Below are 16,688 nucleotides of genomic sequence, written 5' to 3'. Positions count from 1 at the left end.
ACCGCCTTTTTATAAATATATTTCTGAGATAATTTTTACCCCAATTTAGCATCTAAGTTTTCTTTAATTGCTGCAAGGAAACCTTCCGTAGTTAAATAATCAGCTGCAGTTAAACCTTCCGGTTTCACCAACATGGCTAAGTCTTTAGTCATTTTTCCGCTTTCTACAGTTTCCACACAAACTTGCTCCAGTTTTAAACAGAAATCTATTAAAGCCTGGTTTCCGTCTAACTTTCCTCTGTGCTCTAATCCACGTGTCCATGCAAAGATTGATGCGATTGGATTAGTAGAAGTCGCACGGCCTTTTTGGTGTTCTCTGTAATGACGTGTTACGGTTCCGTGTGCTGCTTCCGCTTCAACTGTTTTTCCGTCCGGAGTTACCAAAACAGAAGTCATTAATCCTAAAGAACCAAATCCCTGAGCAACAGTATCTGACTGAACATCGCCATCATAGTTTTTACAAGCCCAAACAAATCCACCGTTCCATTTCATTGCCGAAGCTACCATATCATCAATTAATCGGTGTTCGTATGTGATTCCAATAGCATCAAATTGTGCCTTGTAATGTTGTTGATACACTTCTTCAAAGATGTCTTTGAATCTTCCGTCATATGCTTTTAAGATTGTATTTTTTGTAGAAAGATACAATGGCCATTTTTTAGTCAATGCCATTTGAAAAGAAGAATGCGCAAAACCATAGATGCTTTCGTCAGTGTTATACATTGACATTGCAACGCCATCACCTTTAAAGTCGTAAACATTCCAAGTTGTAGTTTCTCCCGCTTCGTTAGTAAATGACATGGTCAAGGTTCCTTTTCCTTTGATAACTTTATCTGTAGCCTTGTATTGATCACCGAAAGCGTGACGACCAATAACAATAGGTTTTGTCCAACCTTGAACATAACGAGGAACGTTACTCATGATAATTGGCTCACGGAAAACGGTTCCGCCAACGATGTTACGAATTGTTCCGTTTGGTGATTTCCACATTTCAGAAAGATTGAATTCTTTTACTCTTTCTTCGTCCGGAGTAATTGTGGCACATTTGATACCAACATTATATTTTTTGATAGCTTCTGCTGAGTCGATAGTAACTTGGTCTTTAGTAGCATCTCTGTGCTCTATGCCTAAGTCGTAGTATTTGATATCTAAATCCAGATAAGGAAGGATTAGTTGTTCTTTAATAAAGCTCCAAATAATTCGTGTCATTTCATCGCCATCCAATTCTACTACTGGATTGGCTACTTTAATTTTTGCCATATTGTTGAGGTTATTCGTTTAAAATTTTAGCGATAGCAAATATATATAATATGACAGTAATTTGGTTGATTGCAATCACGATATCGATTGAATTGTGAAATTGTCATTTTAAGTTTGAAAAACTGTCGATTTGATAAAATTACAGATTTAAATTGAGAGAATAAAAAAAGTCCCGATGAAATCGGGACTTTTTTTATAAGCAGAAAGTTTAGAATTATCTTCTTCTTTCTTTGATTTTTGCTTTTTTACCAGTAAGTTCTCTAAAGTAGTAGATACGAGCTCTTCTAACTTTACCTCTTTGGTTAACTTCTACTTTTTGCAAAGCGGGCATATTTACCGGGAAGATACGCTCTACACCAACTGCACCAGACATTTTACGGATTGTAAAAGTTTCAGTAATTCCTGCACCTTTTCTTTGGATTACAACTCCTTTGAAAAACTGAGTTCTTGTTTTTTCACCCTCTTTAATTTCGTAGTAAACTGTGATTGTATCACCAGCACCGAACGCAGGGAAATCTTTTTTTGTTGATAATTCGTTATTAACGAAATCTACTAAATTTGCCATTTTTCTAATTATTATGGTTTTAAATCGGAGCAACATTCACGGTTTTCGCCAGAGGTTGGTCAAATGTGGGGGCAAAGATAAAAAAGAATTATGAATTATGAATTATGAATTATGAGTTTTTTTGAGTTAAACTAATAATTTTAATTGCGTTATAATGTCTTGATTGTCAACCGAAAACTCTTTGTTGTTGCGAATGCTTTGATAAATTTCATCGAACAGCGCATTGAAATTACCTTTAACCGACGGAATACTTTCAACTACTTGTTGCACATTTTCGTTGTAATAAGTTAGTTTTCCTTCTTTGTTTGGTTTTTCCAGACCAAATTCAGGATGTAAAAGTGACATGCCATTAATAAGTTGGTTTTCCTGTTCGTCGCAAAATTCCTTAACGAAACTTCCTCTGGTTCCATGGATTATGATTCCGGGTTGCGGATCTGAAATCAGCAGACTTGTTGTTATAAATACGTTGACTTTGTTTGGAAATAATAGGTGCATAAATCCAAAATCATCAACCTGAGAATTTTCGCGATAGCTATTTTTGATTCCAAAATGACTTATTGGTGTTCCAAAAATGGAGATTGCCTGATCAATTAAGTGCGAACCCAAATCATACCAGATTCCGCTACTTGGAATTGGAGTTTCTTTAAAATATTTTACGCCAATTGCAGGTCTGTATCGGTCAAAGCGAAGATGCATTTCAACAACAGCTCCCAATTTTCCGGATTTGATGATTTGTTTTGCAGCCATAATATCACTGCTCCATCTTCTGTTGTGGTAAACATGTACTTTTTGGTTTACTTTTTTTGCTAGAGCCAATAATTCTTGAAATTCTTCAGCAGTTGTAGTTGCGGGTTTTTCAATCAGCACATGTTTATTGGCTTCCAAAGCCAACTTAGCATAATCAAAATGAGTGTCGTTTGGAGTATTCACCACAACCAATTCGATTTTTTCATCTGCTAATAAATCAGAAATAGAATCGTAGCTTTTGATATTAGGATAATCTTTTACAGCTTTTTTTTCATTTCTTTCAAGAACAGCATATAAATCGAATCCTTTATTTGTTTCCAAAAAAGGTGCATGAAAAACTTTGCCCGACATTCCGTAGGCAAGCATTGCAGAAACTATTGGTTTTTCCATATTTTATTCTTCCAGTAAATCCGGTCGGCGATTTTTAGTATGTTCAAATGCCTTGTCTTCCCGCCATTTGTCAATTTTAGCAAAATGACCACTGGTTAATACTTCGGGAACTTTCCAACCTTTATAATCTGCCGGGCGCGTATAAATTGGTCCGGATAATAAGTTATCCTGAAAACTATCTGTCAATGCCGAAGTCTCATCTGATAAAACACCGGGAATTAATCGGATAATAGCATCACAAAAAACGATAGCGCCAATTTCTCCGCCACTCAAAACATAATCACCAATCGAAATTTCTTTGGTAATAAAATGATCCCTTACCCGTTGGTCAACACCTTTATAATGACCGCAAAGAATAATTATATTTTCATACATCGAAGCGGTATTTGCCATTTTCTGGTTCAAAGTTTCACCGTCAGGCGACATATATATGATTTCGTCGTAATTTCTTTGGCTTTTCAAGTGCGTGATGCAATCATCAATCGGCTGAACCATCATGACCATTCCGGCACCACCGCCAAAAGGATAATCGTCAACGCTTTTTTGTTTGTTTGTGGTATAATCTCTCAAATTATGAAAATGAACTTCAACCAGTCCTTTTTCGATGGCGCGTTTCATGATTGAGCCTTCAAATGGACTTCGCAATAAATCAGGTAATATGGTAATGATGTCTATTCGCATGGTGCAAAGATAGTAGTTTTTTTAGTAGCTGTTTCCCGCTATCCGTTACAATCTGTCATTGCGAGGAACGAAGCAATCTCATCATGATTGTCTTTAGCAATGTCAGGATTTTCACTTCTATCGGGGCTAGGACTTTACGTTTCTATACTCCAAACTGTTTTAAATGATGATCAAGATGCATAGTCTGCAACTGACTCCATTCGTCATAAGTCAATTCCCCAAAGAAAGGATGCTTGGTAGTTTTAAGTGCTTTTTGTCCCAAATCTGAAAATACTCCTATTCTTTCGATTAGCCCATTTTTGGTTTCTTCAAAATCATAAGTGCCTGTTCGGATAAAAGCCGGCGCTGTCGGACTGTTTTTCTTGAATTCGGTTGAACTAAAAACTTTTCCTTTCAACATTTTCCCAAATAAGCGCATGATAAAATTAGATCTCATTGGAGTTTTTCCAAAGGCAAAATCCATTGGAGCCTGACAATGTGAAAGCATTTGGTCTACTGTCATTTTTCCCCATTGTGCTTTACTTTCAGGTGTAAGTTTATTGATTCTTGAAATGACAATTTCATTGTCGGCTTTGCTGTAAATTGAACCCATGTTTTCGTTTTTATTGGTAACCAAAATTACAATTTTAAATATTATCTTTGCACCACAAAATAAAAATTCACATTATGGAAAACGGAATATATGCTAAATTCAACACGACTAAAGGTTCGATTTTAGTAAAACTGACACATGATTTAACACCGGGAACAGTTGGTAATTTTGTTGGATTAGCCGAAGGGCAATTAGAAAATTCAGCAAAACCAATGGGAAAACCATATTACGACGGATTAAAATTCCACAGGGTAATTCCGGATTTTATGATTCAGGGTGGATGTCCACAAGGAATTGGAACTGGTGGTCCGGGTTACAACTTTGACGATGAGTTTCATCCAAGCTTAAAACACGATAAACCAGGTGTTTTGTCTATGGCAAACTCTGGTCCGGGAAGCAATGGTTCGCAGTTTTTTATTACGCATGTTCCAACGAATTGGTTAGATGGAAAACACACTGTTTTTGGGAACGTAGTAGAAGGTCAGGATGTTGTTGATGCTGTTGCACAAGGCGATTTGATAGACAGTATTGAAATCGTTAGAGTAGGAGACGAAGCGCAAAAATGGAACGCTATCGAAGCGTTCAGAACATTTGAAGGTTCACGTGCCAAAAGAATTGCAGAAGCTAAAAAACTAGCGGAAGAAGCCATGGAAAAATTGGCTGCCGGTTTTGAAAAAACAGAAAGTGGTTTGCGTTATAAGTTCATCCAAAAAGGAAACGGAAAGCAAGCAGAAGCCGGTAAAACAGTTTCAGTTCATTATACAGGACAATTAGAAAACGGAAAAACATTTGATTCTTCTTATCCAAGAAAAAAACCAATTGAATTTCCTTTAGGAAAAGGTCACGTAATCGAAGGTTGGGACGAAGGAATTGCTTTGTTACAAGTTGGGGACAAAGCCCGTTTTGTTATTCCGTCTTATTTAGGATACGGCTCAAGTGGAGCCGGTGGTGTAATTCCGCCTGATGCAACTTTAGTTTTTGATGTAGAATTAATGGATGTGAAGTAGTCATTAGGCGAGCAGACCTTAAGATTTAATTAAGATTAATTTCCCAATAGTTTCACTGTTGGGATTTTTTTTACATTTACCTAAACCAAACCCGAGGCGTAGCCGAATTGTATGTAGCGCAGCGGAATAAAAACAAAAAACATGAAATATAAAGTACTTGCCTTATCCGTTCTAGCCGTAATCATTTATTCCTGTGCGTCTAAATCGAGCGTTCCAACAACAGAAGTTAAGAAAACAGAACCGACTGCTTCAATAGCAACAGTAATGACGCCGGAACTGGCAGAAGGCAAAAGTTTGTACGAGAACAATTGTGCCAAATGTCATAAGTTATATGATCCAAAAGATTTTTCTGCAGAAGCATGGAAACCAATAGTTGCAAGTATGCAAAAGAAAGCTCATTTAGATGACGTAGCAGGACAAAAAATATACAACTACGTGACAATGAATTAAAAAAGGAAATCCCGAGTAATCGGGATTTTTTTGTCTTTATATTGTAAAACCATCGGGTATAACAGCTCCTTTTTTTACTACTATAATTCCGTCCTTAACGGTGTACAAATCGGTATTTGCGTCTTCTAAATGTTTGCCGCCATTGAGCCGGACATCATTTCCAATTCTACAGTTTTTATCTACAATGGTGTTATTGATAAAGCAACGTTCGCCTATACCAATATTGATAATTCCATGCATTTGGTTCGTCCTAATCTCATCTATATTTTGATAGTAATCATTACCCATTAAATAAGAGTTTATGATGGATGAACCAAAATCAATTCTGCTTCTAATTCCAATTACAGAATGCTCAATAGTAGTACCATTTATTATACAACCTTCAGCGATAACAGATTTATCTACTGTAGAGGCACCCGTAATTTTTGATGGTGGCAAAACTCTTGCGCGTGTGTAAATTTTACTTGAATTGTCGAATAAATTGAATTTTGGAATATCATCGGTCAAGCCTAAATTAGCTTCAAAAAAGGAATCAATATTTCCAATATCTGTCCAATATCCTTCGTACTGATAACTCAGTATCTTTTGTTTTCCAATGGCTTGTGGAATGATTTCTTTTCCAAAATCCTTGGTATCAGGGTTTTTCATTAATTCAACTAACAATTCGCGGTTGAAAATATAAATTCCCATCGAAGCTAAATAAAGTTTCCCTTCCGCTTTTGACTCTTCACTCACTTCTGATGTCCATTCGGGAAGTAAACTCACATTAGGTTTTTCTATAAACGACGAGATAAAATTCTCTGAATCCGTTTTCAGAATTCCAAATTCCGGGGCTTCTTTAGCAGTTACCGGTAAGGTTGCAATTGAAATGGTAGCGCCGCTTTTCTCATGAGCTTTAATCATTTCATTAAAATCCATTTGATACAATTGGTCACCTGATAAAATTAAGGCATAATCAAAATCATGATTCATAAAATGAGTCATACATTGTCTAACTGCATCGGCTGTTCCCTGAAACCATGTTGGATTATCAGGTGTTTGTTCTGCCGCCAAAATATCTACAAAAGCCAGGCTGAAATGGCTGAAATGATAGGTGTTTTTGATGTGTTGGTTTAACGAAGCCGAATTAAATTGGGTCAAAACAAACATTCTTTTAATGTCAGAATTAATACAATTGGAAATCGGAATATCAACTAAACGATATTTTCCCGCAATTGGAACGGCTGGTTTTGATCGGCTTTCTGTCAATGGTGATAATCTTGAGCCTTGTCCGCCACCTAAAATTATAGCTAATGTACTTTTGTTTATCATGGTTAAATTATTGTTTAGATTTTTAATTAAGCTTTTTCTTTTTCAAATTGGGAAATGACTTTTTCATAATAGTTAAACGTAGTTTTTGCAATCGATTCCCAACTGAATTTTTCTAAAACCCTTTCTCTTCCTGCTTTTCCCATCTGGTTTGCCAGATTTTCATCATCTAATAAAAGATTGACTTTTGCTGCAAAATTTTTCTGAAATGCTTCAGGATTTTTTGGATTAAAATCGGTTCGGGAAACACTTTCAAGCTCGATTAAGTACCCTGTTTTCCCTTCTTGAATTATTTCAGGAATTCCGCCAACCGCACTTCCAACAACCGGAGTTTCGCACGATAATGCTTCCAGATTGATAATGCCAAAAGGCTCATAAAGTGATGGACAGGCAAAAACGCGGGCATGACTGTAAAGCACTTTGACCTTTTCTCTTGGCAACATTTCGGAAATTAAAATTATTCCGTCGCGTTGCGATTTTAAATCGGCAATAAGTTCTTCAGTTTCTTTAGCTATTTCCGGCGTATCCGGTGCACCGGCACACAATACAATTTGGCAAGTTGCATTAAAATATTTCGCTGCCGAAATCAATTGTGAGATTCCTTTCTGACGTGTAATCCGACCCACAAAAAGCACAAAAGGAATAGTCGGATTTATTCCGAGTTCTTCCAATAACTGATTGTCAAAAGTTGGTTTGTAAAATTCAGGATCAATGCCGTTATGAATTACCGTTACTTTTTCAGGGTTTATGCCATAAGCTTCAACAACATCGGTTTTCATTTGTTGGCTGACAGCAATTACACCATCGGCAGTATTGTAGGCGTGATTTTCTATCCAACGGGAAAGAAAATAGCCATTACCTAATTGTTCTACTTTCCATGGACGATGGGTTTCTAAACTATGTGTTGTCAGAATTAAAGGTATTTGCAACAATTCACGTGAAAATATTCCTGCCAAATGTGTATACCAGGTATGGCAATGAACAACATCAGCTTGCATCGTATGTTGTGACATTTCCACATTTTTACTCAAATTATGAAACATTTTGATATGCGGATTGGTTTCATCTTCCATTTTGGTTAATGAAGATTGAATACCTAAAACGTTCATCGATTTTAAATGTTCCTCTTGATTTCCAAAACAGCGTACTTCAACATCGCCCAACTTGGCTAATTCCTGACTCAGAAAATCAATATGAACTCCGGCACCGCCATAAATATTCGGTGGAAATTCATTAGTAAAAAGTGCAATTTTCATAAAGAAAATGGGATTTAATAGGTTATGCAGTTTATAATTTCTTAAAATTAAGAAAATAAAATGTTTTTACTACATTTATGACTATATAAAAACTATTCAGACCCTATTTTTATGGAACAAACCCTTTTCTGGCAGGATTTTGAAAAAGTAGAAATGCGAATTGGCACCATACTGGAAGTCAATGATTTTCCACAAGCAAGAAAACCTGCATTTCAATTGACGATAGATTTTGGGGCAGAAATCGGAATTAGAAAATCTTCGGCACAAATTACAAAACGGTACACAAAAGAAGCTTTAGTTGGAAAACAAATTGTTGCTGTTGTGAATTTCCCAAAGAAACAAATCGGCAATTTTATGAGCGAATGTTTGGTTTTGGGTTCGGTAAACGAAGATGATATTGTTTTGCTAAGTTCGGACTTGAAAGTTGAGAATGGTTTGCGAATAGGATAAAAAAAAGTCCAAAACTTTTCAGTTTCGGACTAATCACTAGTTACTAGTTATTTCTTAAATATCGTCAAAATCGATATCTGTGAAACTTTTTTCTGAAGTTGGTTTCTCTTCCGTAGTTTCTTGTTGGTATTCTCTTTTGAAGTCTTTTTGATGTCTTTCAGAGATTACTTCTTCGCCTTTGTGGTTCAAAACATAAGCGGTCATTTCTTCTAAAATTTCAGAGAAAGCAGCGAAGTCTTCTTTGTACAAATAAATTTTATGCTTTTTGAAGTGAAAAGAACCATCTTCTTCTGTAAACTTTTTACTTTCTGTAATGGTTATGTAGTAATCATCAGCTTTTGTTGCTCTCACATCGAAGAAATAAGTTCTTCTTCCTGCTCTTAAAACTTTAGAAAAAATCTCATCTTTTTCTAACATATCATTTTCTCTCATATTCTTTCGGTCAATTAGTAGTGTTTGTAAACAGTTCAAAAATGGTAAATTTTTCGTTACCAAACAACAATTAATTTAATTCTTTTTCCGAAAGTTGTTTCGCATACAATTCGGCATAATAACCGTCTTGGTTTACTAATTGATTATGAGTGCCTTCTTGGATGATTTGGCCTTCGTCGAGGATAATTATTTTGTCTGCATTTTTTGCAGAAGAAACGCGGTGACTGACAATAATCGTGGTTTTGTCTTTGGAAATTTCTAATAAGTTATTCAAAATTTGTTCTTCGGTTTCGGTATCTACAGCCGAAAGACAATCATCAAACAATAATATTTCAGGGTTTTTGATAATCGCCCTCGCAATAGAAACACGTTGCTTTTGACCACCCGAAAGTGTGATACCTCGTTCTCCTAAAATGGTTTCGTATTGTTTTTTGAAGTGAATAATATTGTTGTGAACGACAGCTTTTTTGGCAGCATCAATTACTTCTTCGTCTGTGGCATTTTCTTTTCCGAATTTGATGTTGTTTTTAATCGTGTCCGAGAAAAGAAAAGCATCCTGCGGCACAATGCCAATGCTGTTTCGCAAGTCGTTTAAATTGACTTCATCTATCTTTTTGCCATCGATAGTTATCGTTCCGTTTTTGATGTCATACATTCGGGTAATCAAAGATAAAATGCTCGATTTCCCCGAACCGGTTTTTCCTAAAATTGCTAAAGTTTCTCCTCTTTTTACGGTAAATGAAATATTTTGCAGCGCCGTAATTTCAGTATCTTCATAAGTAAAAGTCACATTTCGGAATTCGATATTGCCTTGTATGTTTGTTTTTTTTGTGGTTTTGTTTTTGATTTCGGGTTCAATTTTTAGGAATTCATTAATCCTTTTTTGTGAAGCTTCAGCTTCCTGCACCAAGGATGAAACCCAGCCAATAGAAGCCACAGGCCATGTCAGCATATTGACATACAAAATAAATTCGGCAATGGTTCCAATGCTTTTTATGGTTCCGTCGATATACATCATTCCGCCAAAATAAATAACAGTTAAGTTGCTCACGCCAATTAAAGCAATCATCAACGGACCAAAAAGTGATTGCACTCCGGCCAAACTCATACTTTTGGATTTACTTTCTTTGGCCAAATCATCTAAATTGTTTTGATATTGTTTTTCCAAAGCATAGGCTTTTACGACACGAATTCCGGAAAATATTTCCTGAGTAAAACTCGAAACCTTTGATAAATATTGTTGGAAAATAGTACTTCGCTTATTGATTTCCTGACTTAGTTTGAAAATAATAAAAGCAAGAATTGGTAACGGCAGTATAGTATATAATGTCAGTCGGGGCGAAACATTATACATATATATGATAACAACTGTAAACCGAATGAATGTATTGATAGTGTACATTACCGCTGGTCCAACATACATTCTGACTTTTGACACGTCTTCACTGATGCGGTTCATCAAATCGCCGGTCCGGTTGCGTTTGTAAAAATTCTGATCCAGAACTTCATAATGTTTAAAGACTTCATTCTTTAAATCAAACTCAACATGGCGCGACATTACAATCAAAGTTTGTCGCATAAGGAACGTTAAAACTCCGGCAATCAAAGTGGTGCCAATAATCCAAAAGATATTGTGAATTAATTCGGTTTTAACAACCTCATTGCTCAAACCTTTTTTGTGAAAATCTTCAATGACTTCAAACGATTTGCTAATGAGCTTTGGCGTGAAGAGTGAAAAAATTTGGGCTACAATTGTTATGATAATTCCTAATAAAAAATGGAATTTATATTTGACAAAATATTTGTTTAAATACTGAAGTTCTTTCATTGAAAATATACAAAATGGGATTTTAAAAACTGTTTAGTGTTAAATCGTTAAAAATACTTAAATTATCGTATTCTTGATTTAAATTGATTTTATTAACAAATTGCCAATTATTCCTGATTTTAGTGAATTTTATTGAATAAAGTTTTAATTTTGTACGGACTTTTTTAAAAAGCCTTAATTAATACATTTACAAAATGACATCAGAAATCACTACACCGGCAGAGCTTAAAAAAATGGATCCCGTTTTTGGTCAGCTATCTTTTGATAATCACGAACAAATTGTTTTTTGTAATGACAAAGATACAGGATTAAAAGCAATTATTGGAATCCATAATACGGTAATGGGACCAGCACTTGGCGGTACCAGAATGTGGAATTACACAAACGAATGGGAAGCTTTGAATGATGTTTTACGTCTTTCACGTGGAATGACTTATAAGTCAGCCATAACAGGTTTAAATCTAGGTGGCGGAAAAGCCGTAATTATTGGCGATGCCAAAACGGATAAAACTCCCGAAATGATTACGCGTTTTGGTCAGTTTGTAAATTCGCTAAGCGGAAAATACATCACTGCAGAAGATGTTGGAACGACTACAGAAGATATGGACAGAATTCATGAAGTAACAAAATTTGTTACCGGAATTTCTATTGAAAAAGGTGGTTCAGGTAATCCTTCTCCTGTGACAGCTTATGGTGTTTATATGGGAATGAAAGCAGCGGCAAAGTACCAGTTTGGTTCAGATAGTTTAGCAGGGAAAAAAGTTTTGGTGCAAGGAAACGGTCATGTTGGAGAAACATTGATTAGTCATTTGACAAAAGAAGGAGCGATTGTTTTTGTGTCGGATATTCATCAGGATAAAATGGAAAATATGGTAGCAAAATATGGTGCCCAAATTTTCACTGGAGCCGATTTATATGCTGCTGATGTTGATATTTATTCACCTTGTGCGCTTGGAGCAACTATCAATGACGATACCATTTATAAAATCAAAGCTAAAGTAATTGCCGGCGCAGCCAATAATCAGTTGGCAGTTGAAGCTGTTCACGGACCGATTCTAAGAGAAAGAGGTATTGCATATGCGCCGGATTTCCTGATAAATGCTGGTGGAATTATCAATGTTTATGGCGAATTGGTTAAGTATGCCGAAGGTGAAGCAATGAGAAAAACAGAAAACATCTACAATACAACACTTGAGATTTTCAGTTTCGCTGATAAAAATAATTTGACAACGCAACAAGCTGCGATGCAAATTGCCGAAAACAGAATTGCGCAAAGAAAAAAAGAAAACGCTGCTAAATAAAGCCGTTTCAAAATAAAATAATTACTATTTTTGCAAAGCGAAAGATTTTCTTTCGCTTTGTTAATTTTAAAAGTTCTTACAGGTGTTAAACAGAAGACATATTAGGGTAAAAGTAATGCAATCCATTTATGCATTACATCAAAAAAATTCTGATGATATTGAAAAAGAAGAAAAATTTTTGCTTCACAGTATCGATAGTATTCAGGATTTGTATTTAATTATGATGTCTTCACTGATTGAAATCAGAAAAAAAGAAGTTGTCTTTTTAGAAGCTTCGAGCAAAAAACATTTAGCTACACCAGAAGAAAAAAATCCCAACAAAAAATTTGTCAACAATGCGGTTCTTCAATTATTAGAAGATAGCAATTCGTTGAGTATTGCTTTAGAAAAAAGAAAAATCAACAACTGGTCGATGAACGATGACTATATTTTGATTTTACTTAACGAAATCAAGCAAAGTTCGTTGTATGAAAACTACATGAGCACCAAAAAAAGTTCTTTTGAAGAAGATAAAGAATTTGTTGCGGATATGTTTACCGAACTGATTGCTCCAAATGAGAAGTTATACGAATATCTGGAAGACAATAAATTGACATGGATTGACGATATTCCGTTGGTGAATACTCAAATTCAAAAACAGTTGAAGCAAATTTCAGAAGGAACAGAATTTAAAGTAACTAAATTGTACAAAGACCAGGAAGATCAGGAATTTGTGAGCTTGTTATTTAGAAAAACGGTGCTTAATGAAATTGAATTGGCCAAAGAATACATCGACAAAACTCCAAATTGGGATGCGGATAGAATAGCAGAAATTGATACCATCATTTTGAAAATGGCAATCTGTGAGTTTTTAAAATTTCCATCAATTCCGGTCAAAGTGACAATCAACGAATATTTGGAATTAGCCAAAGAATATTCAACACCAAAAAGCAGTATTTTTATCAACGGAATTTTAGACAATTTGGTCAAAGAATTTCAAAGCGAAAATAAAATTCAAAAAACAGGAAGAGGATTAATGTAATTATAAATGATGACAAGAAAATTCAATTTATTGCTTGTAGTAGGTTTGTTGATAATAGCTACTGCTTGTAAAAATGAAGATACCAAAAAGATTCCGACGATTCGGACAACCGATAATGTTAATCTTTCAAATCCATCAAAATCGGTTCCTGCAAACGGGAAATATCCAATAATGAGTTTTGATCAAGAAGAGCATGATTTTGGTACGATTCAACAAGGAGATAATGCAGTATATGATTTTTCCTTTAAAAATACTGGCGAAGCCGATTTGATTATTACATCTGCCAGAGGATCTTGTGGATGTACTGTTCCTGATTACCCAAAAACACCTATAAAAGTTGGTGAATCGGGAAAAATACATGTATGGTTTACTTCAGCCGGAAAACACGGCGAAACTTCAAAAACAGTAACCATTATTTGCAATACAAAAGAAGAAAACAAAATATTAACAATTAAAGCTAACATCGAAGTGCCTAAAAAGGGCTAAAAAATTAATTATTATGGGAGAATTTGGACAATTACCGTTTTTTTTATTAATCATTGTGGTTATGTATTTCTTTATGATAAGGCCACAACAAAAGAAAATCAAACAAGAAAAAGAATTCGAAGCAGGTTTAAAAGTGGGTGATAAAATCATTACTAAAAGTGGTTTCCACGGAAAAATTGCTGAACTGGCAGAAACGTCAGTGGTAATCGAAACCATGTCAGGAAAGCTTAAAATTGAGCGTTCTGCTATTTCGTTAGAATTAACAGCAGCGTTGAATAAGAAAGCATAGTCAAATAAAAAAGCCTCTCAGACGAGAGGCTTTTTTATTTGACAGTTATAAATTATGAATTATTTCCTGTATTTATCATTCAAACCCAATCCTTCCATAATCATAGGTTTGATTTTCTCTAATCGCGTAACTTTAGTTTTTTCCTGCTTGGCTGTTGCCATAAATTCCCAAAATTCTTTTTGTTTATAAGGACTGAATTTTTCAAAAGCTGCGTTCAACTTTGAATCTTTATTGAGTTCACTTTCAAAGAAATCACATTTCATGGCTTCTTTCTTTTCGGGTTTTATTGAAAGACCGGCTTTTTCGTTAGAAATCGCTTCGTTGATATAATGCAAAACCAGTTTCTCATTAACATCAGCTGCTGAAGTAAAACGCCATTGTCGCAATCCTTTGGTTACACCTTCATTGGCATTGACCAAAACTTTGGCTTCGTCTTTTAGAAACACACCATTCCAAAACCAAATAACAAAATAGTTCTTGAAGCCACCAATTCCCAACACGTTTTTGTTGTTGACAGTATAGACTTCGCCGCCCCATTTATTGGTTTCAACCAATTCGGTTTTCTGAATTATTTCACGAAGAATTCTCAATTCATTTTCCCATTGATTGACTTTGTCCCAGATGCGTTTTTCTTCTTTCATTGCGATGGAAAATTACTTCTTCTTTTTAGATTTCTTCTTCTCTGTTTTTGAGAAATCTGTTGTAGCCGTAAGTTCTGCAATTTTGATAATGACATCAATTGCTTTTTGCATGCTTTCTACCGGAACATATTCGTATTTTCCGTGGAAGTTGTGTCCGCCGGCAAAAATATTCGGGCACGGTAAACCCATATACGATAATCGGCAGCCATCTGTTCCGCCACGAATAGGTTTAATCAACGGTTTTATGTCTAATGATTTCATGGCTTTTTCAGCCAAATCAACAATAAACATTACAGGTTCAACCTTCTCTTTCATGTTGTAATACTGATCTTTGATAGTCGTGATTACAATGTCTTCACCGAATTGTTTTGCGAATTTTTTGTTGAATTTTTTCGTAATGTCATGAACTAACTCCTTGCGTTTTTTGAATTTTTTCATGTCGTGGTCACGAATGATCAAATCCAGTTTAGTTTCTTCGATGCTTCCCGAAATTCCGGTTACGTGAAAGAAACCTTCATAACCTTTAGTTTCCTGTGGTGTTTCATGCTTTGGTAATTCATTGATAAAATCGTTCGCGATAAGCATGGAGTTTATCATTTTTCCTTTGGCATAACCCGGATGCACACTTTTTCCTTTGAAAGTAATTTTGACACCAGCAGCATTAAAGTTTTCATATTCTAATTCGCCAATCTGACTGCCATCCATAGTGTAAGCCCAATCGGCGCCAAACTTTTTCACATCAAATAAATCAGCACCACGACCAATTTCTTCATCGGGTGTAAAACCCACACGGATTTTTCCGTGCTTGATTTCTGGATTGTTGACTAAATATTCTATAGCAGTTACAATCTCGGTGATACCGGCTTTGTCATCGGCACCAAGAAGCGTCAAACCGTTGGTTGTAATTAGGGTTTGTCCTTTGTAAAGCAATAAATCTTTGAAATAATTAGGAGATAAAACGATGTTTTGTTCTGCGTTTAAAACAATATCGCCACCATCATAGTTAGGAACTATTTGTGGTTTTACATCTTTACCTGTAAAATCAGGAGTTGTATCAAAGTGGGAAATGAAACCAATCGTTGGAACTTCGTGGTCAACATTAGAAGGTAAAGTCGCCATGATGTAACCATGTTTGTCAATCGTGACTTCTTTTAGACCGATGGTTTTTAATTCTTCTGCCAGTTTATTAGCAAGGTCAAATTGTTTTTTTGTGCTTGGTGTAGTATCAGAATTTGGATCTGATTCGGTATCGATAGTGACGTAGCTTACAAAGCGGTCGATAATGTGTTGCATTTGATTATATTTTCAGCAAATATAATTAATTTCGAATTATGACCCGAGTGAAGAGCGGAATGAATTATGAGTTTTGATTGTGCTTTTGGAGTTCCAAAGTATCGTAATTCGCTACGACTAAATTTATAATTATCTCAAATAACTTTGTACAAAAGTCAAAAAGGTACTTGGACTCATTGGAGCAGCCACGGTGTTGATACATCTGTCAACTGCATAAGCAATTCGCACTCGGGGTAAATCGGGAAACTCTTCGGCTATAACTTGTATCAAAATTCTTCGTTCCATTGGTTTTTCTCCATTAATGAATTGGTATTCATATATGGCTCTGCAATTGTATTCTACTTTGTTCCAACTCATGATTTCTAGTTTTTTAGTTTTATCCTTGCGAACCCTCTTGGAGTAGTAATCGTCTCAAATTAAAAACAAGAGGGTTGAAAGGAATATTTATAATTTTAAGAGTATATACAGTTCGCATCCTACTAAAACTACGCTACATGCTAAAAGGATTTTGATAATAACGTTTGTGGTTTTATCCGCTGTAGTCAGCATGTTTTTGTTATCAATTTTTAGAAGTTTCATAATTTTTATAATTAAAAAATTAGTTTTCCATCAGTAAATAAAGTTCCCATCCAATGATAATCACACAGCATACTAAAAGAACTTTAATGATAATTATGGCTGTTTTTCTTGAT

19 protein-coding genes are annotated in these 16,688 nt (G+C 35.3%); 7 read left to right on the top strand and 12 right to left on the bottom strand.

The genetic code is table 11. The features are described 5' to 3' along the window. Positions 1-35: 35 nt before the first annotated feature. The 5 genes from GS03_RS13025 to GS03_RS13005 form a co-directional block, all read right to left on the bottom strand. A complete protein-coding gene (locus GS03_RS13025) occupies positions 36-1,259 on the bottom strand; it encodes an NADP-dependent isocitrate dehydrogenase (protein WP_136152967.1) in 1,224 nt (407 codons plus the stop codon). A gap of 214 nt (positions 1,260-1,473) precedes the next feature. Next, the gene (gene rplS, locus GS03_RS13020; RefSeq protein ID WP_136152966.1) at positions 1,474-1,824 is read right to left on the bottom strand and encodes a 50S ribosomal protein L19; all 351 of its coding nucleotides are present in this window, start codon (positions 1,822-1,824) and stop codon (positions 1,474-1,476) included. Positions 1,825-1,950: 126 nt separating this feature from the next. Next, the gene (locus GS03_RS13015; RefSeq protein ID WP_136152965.1) at positions 1,951-2,961 is read right to left on the bottom strand and encodes a Gfo/Idh/MocA family oxidoreductase; all 1,011 of its coding nucleotides are present in this window, start codon (positions 2,959-2,961) and stop codon (positions 1,951-1,953) included. Between the two features lie 3 nt (positions 2,962-2,964). Continuing rightward, on the bottom strand, positions 2,965-3,642 hold the full coding sequence (trmD, locus tag GS03_RS13010) for a tRNA (guanosine(37)-N1)-methyltransferase TrmD (RefSeq protein WP_136152964.1): 678 nt from the start codon (positions 3,640-3,642) through the stop codon (positions 2,965-2,967). A 142-nt stretch (positions 3,643-3,784) separates the two neighbouring features. Then, positions 3,785-4,234 carry a DUF1569 domain-containing protein gene (locus tag GS03_RS13005; protein WP_136152963.1) on the bottom strand — a complete coding sequence of 150 codons (450 nt, stop codon included), beginning with the start codon at positions 4,232-4,234 and terminating at the stop codon, positions 3,785-3,787. Between the two features lie 74 nt (positions 4,235-4,308). Between GS03_RS13005 and GS03_RS13000 the strand changes: the two genes are divergently transcribed. Then, positions 4,309-5,241, top strand: coding sequence for a peptidylprolyl isomerase (locus tag GS03_RS13000; RefSeq protein ID WP_136152962.1), 933 nt, complete (start codon positions 4,309-4,311; stop codon positions 5,239-5,241). Between the two features lie 141 nt (positions 5,242-5,382). Then, a complete protein-coding gene (locus GS03_RS12995; protein WP_136152961.1) occupies positions 5,383-5,691 on the top strand; it encodes a cytochrome c in 309 nt (102 codons plus the stop codon). A gap of 36 nt (positions 5,692-5,727) precedes the next feature. Here GS03_RS12995 and GS03_RS12990 read toward each other — a convergent pair whose 3' ends face one another. After that, the gene (locus GS03_RS12990; RefSeq protein WP_136152960.1) at positions 5,728-7,002 is read right to left on the bottom strand and encodes a glucose-1-phosphate adenylyltransferase; all 1,275 of its coding nucleotides are present in this window, start codon (positions 7,000-7,002) and stop codon (positions 5,728-5,730) included. A gap of 26 nt (positions 7,003-7,028) precedes the next feature. Next, on the bottom strand, positions 7,029-8,255 hold the full coding sequence (gene glgA, locus GS03_RS12985; protein ID WP_136152959.1) for a glycogen synthase: 1,227 nt from the start codon (positions 8,253-8,255) through the stop codon (positions 7,029-7,031). Between the two features lie 111 nt (positions 8,256-8,366). Between glgA and GS03_RS12980 the strand changes: the two genes are divergently transcribed. Then, complete coding sequence (locus GS03_RS12980) at positions 8,367-8,705, top strand: tRNA-binding protein (RefSeq protein WP_136152958.1); 339 nt, start codon at positions 8,367-8,369, stop codon at positions 8,703-8,705. A gap of 54 nt (positions 8,706-8,759) precedes the next feature. Here the strand turns inward: GS03_RS12980 and GS03_RS12975 are convergent, their stop codons facing one another. Both GS03_RS12975 and GS03_RS12970 read right to left on the bottom strand, forming a co-directional pair. Continuing rightward, positions 8,760-9,137, bottom strand: a complete 378-nt coding sequence (locus GS03_RS12975; protein WP_136153119.1) for a PUR family DNA/RNA-binding protein — start codon at positions 9,135-9,137, stop codon at positions 8,760-8,762. Positions 9,138-9,207: 70 nt separating this feature from the next. Continuing rightward, positions 9,208-10,965, bottom strand: coding sequence for an ABC transporter ATP-binding protein (locus tag GS03_RS12970; protein ID WP_136152957.1), 1,758 nt, complete (start codon positions 10,963-10,965; stop codon positions 9,208-9,210). A 194-nt stretch (positions 10,966-11,159) separates the two neighbouring features. Between GS03_RS12970 and GS03_RS12965 the strand changes: the two genes are divergently transcribed. The 4 genes from GS03_RS12965 to yajC all read left to right on the top strand — a co-directional run bounded on the left by GS03_RS12965 (position 11,160) and on the right by yajC (position 14,062). Beyond that, positions 11,160-12,266: a Glu/Leu/Phe/Val family dehydrogenase gene (locus tag GS03_RS12965; RefSeq protein ID WP_136152956.1), complete on the top strand. Its 1,107-nt coding sequence runs from the start codon at positions 11,160-11,162 to the stop codon at positions 12,264-12,266. A 115-nt stretch (positions 12,267-12,381) separates the two neighbouring features. Next, the gene (gene nusB, locus GS03_RS12960) at positions 12,382-13,287 is read left to right on the top strand and encodes a transcription antitermination factor NusB (RefSeq protein WP_136152955.1); all 906 of its coding nucleotides are present in this window, start codon (positions 12,382-12,384) and stop codon (positions 13,285-13,287) included. A 6-nt stretch (positions 13,288-13,293) separates the two neighbouring features. Continuing rightward, positions 13,294-13,773, top strand: a complete 480-nt coding sequence (locus tag GS03_RS12955; protein WP_136152954.1) for a DUF1573 domain-containing protein — start codon at positions 13,294-13,296, stop codon at positions 13,771-13,773. Positions 13,774-13,786: 13 nt separating this feature from the next. Then, positions 13,787-14,062, top strand: a complete 276-nt coding sequence (yajC, locus tag GS03_RS12950) for a preprotein translocase subunit YajC (protein WP_136152953.1) — start codon at positions 13,787-13,789, stop codon at positions 14,060-14,062. A 59-nt stretch (positions 14,063-14,121) separates the two neighbouring features. Here the strand turns inward: yajC and GS03_RS12945 are convergent, their stop codons facing one another. The 3 genes from GS03_RS12945 to GS03_RS12935 form a co-directional block, all read right to left on the bottom strand. Continuing rightward, entirely contained in the window at positions 14,122-14,703 is a 582-nt protein-coding gene (locus GS03_RS12945) for a YdeI/OmpD-associated family protein (RefSeq protein WP_136152952.1), read from the bottom strand. A gap of 12 nt (positions 14,704-14,715) precedes the next feature. Next, positions 14,716-15,996 (bottom strand): peptidase T, encoded by a 1,281-nt coding sequence (gene pepT, locus GS03_RS12940; protein WP_136152951.1) that lies wholly within the window; start codon positions 15,994-15,996, stop codon positions 14,716-14,718. A gap of 129 nt (positions 15,997-16,125) precedes the next feature. Next, positions 16,126-16,353, bottom strand: coding sequence for a hypothetical protein (locus GS03_RS12935; RefSeq protein WP_136152950.1), 228 nt, complete (start codon positions 16,351-16,353; stop codon positions 16,126-16,128). Positions 16,354-16,688: the final 335 nt, after the last annotated feature.

The sequence above is a fragment of the Flavobacterium sangjuense genome (assembly GCF_004797125.1).
GTDB classification, from domain to species: Bacteria; Bacteroidota; Bacteroidia; order Flavobacteriales; family Flavobacteriaceae; genus Flavobacterium; species Flavobacterium sangjuense.
This window is presented reverse-complemented; position numbering and strand designations above follow the sequence as displayed.